This is a genomic window from Nostoc sp. 'Peltigera membranacea cyanobiont' 232 (assembly GCF_002245985.1).
GTDB lineage: Bacteria > Cyanobacteriota > Cyanobacteriia > Cyanobacteriales > Nostocaceae > Nostoc.
On sequence record NZ_NOLK01000270.1, the window covers coordinates 1 to 5,859 of the forward strand.

Consider the following 5,859-nt stretch of genomic DNA (forward strand, 5'->3'; position numbering starts at 1 on the left):
TTCCCCAGTCCCTATTTAGAATGCAACTTTTCCGGCATGACAATATTAGTGTGGCTCGACTTGCCATTCTTGCCGTTAGTATGACCGTTACCATTGCGGGGATGGATTACACCATAACCGCCGTGGTTGCGTTCGTAAATTACATTAATCTCTCCAGTTTCCAAGTTGCGGAACATATAAAAGTCATGTCCCACGAGTTGCAGTTGTTCCAAGGCTTCTGCAAGGGTCATCGGTGGCATGGAAAAATATTTGGTGCGGACGACTTCGTTAGGTAGTTCGGGGGTGCGATCGCCAATTAAATCTGTAACTACTGACTCTGCAACAACTACTTCTGTTGGTTGGGTATGAGTTTTCTGGTCTTGACGACGTTCTTTGTATTTCCGCAGTTGACGGGCAATTTTATCTGCAACTAAGTCAATGCTGGCATATAAATTTTCGCTACTTTCCTCGGCACGGATAACGCTGCCATTAGCGTAAATAGTTACTTCAGCTGCTTGTCTAGTATTAATTCGAGGATTCCGGGCTACGCTAAGATGCACATCCACTTCATTTGTGATGCTCTGAAAGTGACTAGCTGCTTTTTCAATCTTTTGATGTACATATTCCCGAATCGCATCGGTGATTTCAATATTTTTGCTGTGGATGACAAGCTTCATGTAAACTCTCCCACTGAATATTTGATGTGTGAATTTGCTTTGTATGAAAAGAAATTGCGGTAAGGTCTATTACTCCCGCCAAAACAAATTGTGAACTGTTTTTATGTACTGCTGGTAAGCCATCTCTAAGCTTACTGCATCTGAGTTTTTGCTCATTATACCCTTAATTATCCTCCTCATCTCTGCGCTGATATCCAATTGGATTTCCACATAGAACTATTTGGTGAGGAAATTTGAGTAGTTGCTGCCGTAACTATCATCTCTATTAAAACAAGGCTTACAGAACTGTTGATAGTTGCTCCTTCTGTGTTCGGTTGAGGTTTGCTGACTGTCGATCAACAACAAGAGTATTTGTAGAAGTCGATCTTGTTTATATTTCAAACAAGATTATTAGAGTCATCAGCCAATTTATCGTTCTTATTGTCTTGGCATGATGCTTATTGCAGAGAATTCCTCCTAAAACCTATTGAGGTTGTATATTCAAGCTAGCACTTTGTATTTTCTAATGCATGTTCCCTTGACTTTCCTTTAAAATCCTTTGCAAAACTTAACATTTATTGACTCCAATCCTGTAAATTGCAATATAAATATATTTTGTTCCTAATATCAGTTGATTTTTGGCACGATCCATAGTATGAAAGCACACAACAATCGTTGTTTACTGTATAATCAAGGATTAATGCCTTACTTAGATGCTCATGGATGGCAGCGATCGCTCCTCACTGGCCGCATCCATGACCCCAGTCTAGATGACGTGTTAATTTTGCTAGAACATCCACCCGTTTACACTCTAGGACAAGGAAGCAACTCAGATTTTCTCAAATTTGATATTGACAAAGATCAATATGATGTGCATCGAGTTGAACGAGGCGGCGAGGTTACTTACCATTGTCCCGGTCAACTTGTGGGATATCCAATTTTAAATCTGCAACATTATCGTAAAGACCTTCATTGGTACTTACGCCAACTCGAAGAAGTAATTATTCGCGTATTAGCAGTTTATGGATTACAGGGAGAAAGAATTCCGGCTTTTACTGGCGTTTGGTTACAAGGGCGAAAAGTTGCGGCTATTGGGATTAAAGTCAGCCGTTGGATTACCATGCATGGCTTTGCATTAAATGTTTGTCCAGACATGACAGGCTTTGAGCGCATTGTACCCTGCGGTATTTCTGATAAACCTGTAGGTAGTTTAGCCGAATGGATTCCAGGTATTACTTGTCAAGAAGTGCGTCTTTATGTAGCACAGTACTTTGCTGAAGTGTTTGGAGTGGAATTAGTCGAATCACAGCCTTAAGGATTTTTCCGGTCTGAGTAAATTCAGCTTGTAATTATGTAATAAATACTATAGCAGTCCTATTTAAATTATGAGACACTGATAAGAGTAGTCCATATTTAATAGTATTAAATTAACTATTTAACTGCGGTTGTCAAATCTAAAATCTGATTATTTACAAGTTTTTATACTAAATTTTTACGGCTGTCAAGCACAACTTTACGCGTGAAATACTCAAATAATTTCCAGGTATATGCCCCATCGTTAACGTCTTTGAGAGAACGTGATTGGACAGCTTTGATAGAACTATTCGATCGAGACGACGGTGATGAGATTGAAGCCGACATTAGCGGTAGTTTGTTTTGGCTGATACCTGAGCCTTGTTGGGAAGACGATCCTTTTGATTTCTTGCGTGAGTATCTTTGAAGAGGGCTGAGTTAGGAAAGTTATTAGTCTAAGTAGGTGGGTGAGAAAATTTATAACTATGTCATTGCGAACGGAGCGAAGCAAAGTGAAGCAATCGCAAGAGTTTAGGCAATTTTATATTTCGTTACATAGTTAGGTTTATTTGAGCCAACCTACTTATTCGATCGCTTTTTTGATTGCAGCGATGAATTGCATTTAACTGAAAACCGCTATATCCCATTCCCTATTGACGGGTATAACGATGTTTCACTCCAATGGGAAAATATTCGGAATTACCCATTGGGGCTAATGTAACTTGTGGTGTTTGGTATTCTACGGGAACATAATTAGCAAACTCGCTATTTAGGCGTAGCAGTTGTGAAAGAATAGAAAATGCGATCGCTTCTCTTTTATCTTCACTCCCCTCTACTCCTGGCGCTAACTCCACAACCACAGATAAAAATTGGTTCTTGTCTGCATCTTCCTTCACCTGCAACACAAATTTACCCGTTACCCATTGTTGAATTACTGGTTGCTCTAATCCTACCGTTACATTTTCTGGATAGATATTTGCGCCAAAGTAGGAAACTGTAAAGTTAGAACGGCCGAATACATAAACGAAAGGTAGCTGATGAATACCTCTAGGTGATTGTTGAGTGTCAGAACGCAGATTTTCGAGCGGGTTAAATCCCCATTCTGCTAAAAATTGCAGCATGGTATCATAACTAATTATCCCGCCAGTATCCAATATGTCATAACGCACTAAGGGAATACCGTTATCTCCAGAAAATAGCAATCCGTCATCGTGAACTTCAAAAAAGCGAGTGAAGGGATCGTATTGTACTAGCGTGGGTAAACGTGATTCTCCAAATAAAGCTCTAGCTGCATCGGGATTTTGCGCCAAAAAACGGCGAATGCAGATACTTAACGGTGTTTCATTACCCAAAACTCCCGCATCCGCAGTGCCGTAAAGTGATGCAAAATCAGAGCAAGGATTTTGTGAACCAACTCTTTCACCAACTAAACTCCGCCATTCTTCACTAAATACTTCTCCTGCCATGACTAATTTAATCTGATATTGCTGCCACTCCATACCACGAGCGATACCAGTATCAATCACATCTTTTAAAAATGGCGGGTATCCCAATAATACAACTTGCTCAAATGCTGAACCTAATTCTTGGACAACTCGCAAGATTTCTTCTTTGTTGTTACCAGGAGTAATTATAGTGATGAGATAACCTTTGCTAGCAAGATAACGACAGCAATTAGTAGTGAATATTCCACCTACCCAAGTGCCCAAAGTGAAACAAATAACTGCTAGGGTACGTCTGGTATCTGAATAAAAACTATCGTGAAAAATCTGTTCAAAGCGTGTGGCTATTTGGAGTTCATCTGTGAAAAAACGAGGCCAAAATGTCGGTTTACCACTGGAACCTGATGAAGCAGCTATCATGTCGCACGCTTCTAATTGCCCGTTGCGGCACAAGTCAGCTAAAGGGTAACGCAGTATATAATTTTGTTTAGCGATCGCTGGGAGTTTTTGAAACTCCTCCAAGGTTTGAATAGTCGCGGGATTAATTTCCCTTTCTGCTAAAAAAGCTTTGTAGGCAGGTACATTAGCCGCCACATCATGAAATAAAGTTAAAGCTGCCGAAGTTTGAGTATTGAGATGCCGTTGCAATATCGTTTCTAGGGGAGTAGACAAAAAATCTTCAAATGCTTTAATGACTTGCTGCTGTCGTAGTTTGCGGTTCATGACGCTTCTTGTTTATCTTGAAATAGAACCAACACCGTTAAAATAATTCGTAATTCGTAATTCGTAATTCGTAATTCGTAATTCGTAGGATATCCGAAAATGAGGGTATGCGCGTTGTAATTATTCAATAAAACCTTAACTTATCCTTCAGCACCATGCAGCTCTATTGCAGTAAACAACACACAAATAATGGTAGTAACCGCTTTTGTACCCTTTGTGGTGAGCCATTACCTCTTGCTGTGGGGCAGGTGGTGGATAATCGCTATCAAATTATCCGTCATCTAGGGCAGGGTGGCTTTGGACGCACTTATTTGGCGGAGGATAAAAGTAAATCCCATCAAACCTGTGTGCTGAAGGAATTTGCACCCCAAGTCCAAGAACATCAAGATTTACAAAAAGCTAAAGAGCTATTTGAGCGAGAAGCAAATGTTCTGAAAAAACTCCAGCATCCACAGATTCCGCGTTTTCACGCCTCGCTACAAGTGAAAATAGGCACTAAAGATTTTTTCTTTCTAGTGCAAGATTATGTGGATGGTGATAATTACTACCAATTATTAGAACAACGCGAGAGTCAAGGAAAGACTTTCAGTGAAGAAGAAGTAATCACCCTACTGCAACAGATTTTACCTGTATTAGCCTACATCCACTCACAAGATGTTGTTCACCGTGATATCTCTCCCGACAATTTGATTTGGCGGCGTTCTGATAATCTACCAGTGCTAATTGATTTTGGTGGTGTCAAGCAATTGCCAGCTTCTCAAGGTTTTTGGCGGACTAAGTTGGTTGGAAATAACACATTATTAGGTAAAAAAGGCTACGCACCAGAAGAACAGCTAAGGCAGGGAAAAGCGTTTTTTAGTAGTGATTTATACTCTTTAGCGGTAACAACACTTGTATTGCTGACAGGGCAAGAACCGCAAAAATTATACGACAGCTATCAGGGAATTTGGGGATGGGGAAAGCAAATCCGAGTTAGTCCCCAATTGGAAGGGGTGTTAAAAAAGATGCTGGCTTATAAACCGAGCGATCGCTATCAACGAGCCGAACAAATCCTCAAAGATTTACCATCGGCAACTGCGACGAAATCACCTGGAAATTATATTACCACCAAGATTAAGACGATGGTAGTTGCTCCGGGAAGACAACGCGCCAGTGCTGTTATGAGTAGATTCCAAAACAAAACGCAAGCAATCTCTAAACCGATATCTTGGCCTGTTTGGATTCGCCCTTTTGCGATCGGTTTAGGGGGAACAGCTTTAGTTGTTTTAACTGGCGCAGGTACTTTAGCGGTGGTAAATGCAGTCATTCGGAGCGTAACTTTGATCGCTATCCCATCAATTTCATTACCGCAAATTCCCCAATTTCCAAATCCAAGTAGCAAACCAGTCAGCGACAAAGGGAAAAATAGCAATCTCCAGGAAATTATCAATCGTCGCCAAAAACTAGAAATTACTGAAGGATTTTTTATTCCCTTCGTAGATGATTTATTTTATACAAAAAAACCGGAATTAAAAGGACGTAGCCTGACATCTAAACCGGAAGACACTGGTTTACGAGATGAATGGTCTGGTATCGCTGACGATTTATTGAATAAAATAGAACAGGCTAACCTCAGTACAGAAGCTCGTCGTAAATTAGGTAAATATAGTCAAAAAGATTACGATACATGGAGACGACAAGCGCGATCGGGACAGTTTGGGAACTATACAATCGATCAACTAACCAAAGACACAAATGAAAAATTTGATCGGTTGTTTCCTGGTCAG

The 5,859-nt window shown here is 40.3% G+C and carries 5 protein-coding genes; 3 read left to right on the forward strand and 2 right to left on the reverse strand.

What is annotated here, in order from left to right; genetic code table 11:
- Window positions 1–11: 11 nt before the first annotated feature.
- Window positions 12–656 (reverse strand): ribosome hibernation-promoting factor, HPF/YfiA family, encoded by a 645-nt coding sequence (hpf, locus tag CDG79_RS38580; RefSeq protein ID WP_094346781.1) that lies wholly within the window; start codon window positions 654–656, stop codon window positions 12–14.
- Between the two features lie 634 nt (window positions 657–1,290).
- Between hpf and lipB the strand changes: the two genes are divergently transcribed.
- Both lipB and CDG79_RS38590 read left to right on the forward strand, forming a co-directional pair.
- Window positions 1,291–1,950 (forward strand): lipoyl(octanoyl) transferase LipB, encoded by a 660-nt coding sequence (lipB, locus tag CDG79_RS38585; protein ID WP_094346782.1) that lies wholly within the window; start codon window positions 1,291–1,293, stop codon window positions 1,948–1,950.
- Between the two features lie 204 nt (window positions 1,951–2,154).
- Complete coding sequence (locus CDG79_RS38590; protein WP_094333064.1) at window positions 2,155–2,355, forward strand: hypothetical protein; 201 nt, start codon at window positions 2,155–2,157, stop codon at window positions 2,353–2,355.
- Window positions 2,356–2,578: 223 nt separating this feature from the next.
- Here CDG79_RS38590 and CDG79_RS38595 read toward each other — a convergent pair whose 3' ends face one another.
- Entirely contained in the window at window positions 2,579–4,093 is a 1,515-nt protein-coding gene (locus CDG79_RS38595; RefSeq protein ID WP_094346783.1) for a phenylacetate--CoA ligase family protein, read from the reverse strand.
- A 155-nt stretch (window positions 4,094–4,248) separates the two neighbouring features.
- Here CDG79_RS38595 and CDG79_RS38600 point away from each other — a divergent pair.
- Window positions 4,249–5,859 (forward strand): serine/threonine-protein kinase (locus CDG79_RS38600; RefSeq protein WP_094346784.1); only part of this gene is annotated, 1,611 nt, incomplete at its 3' end.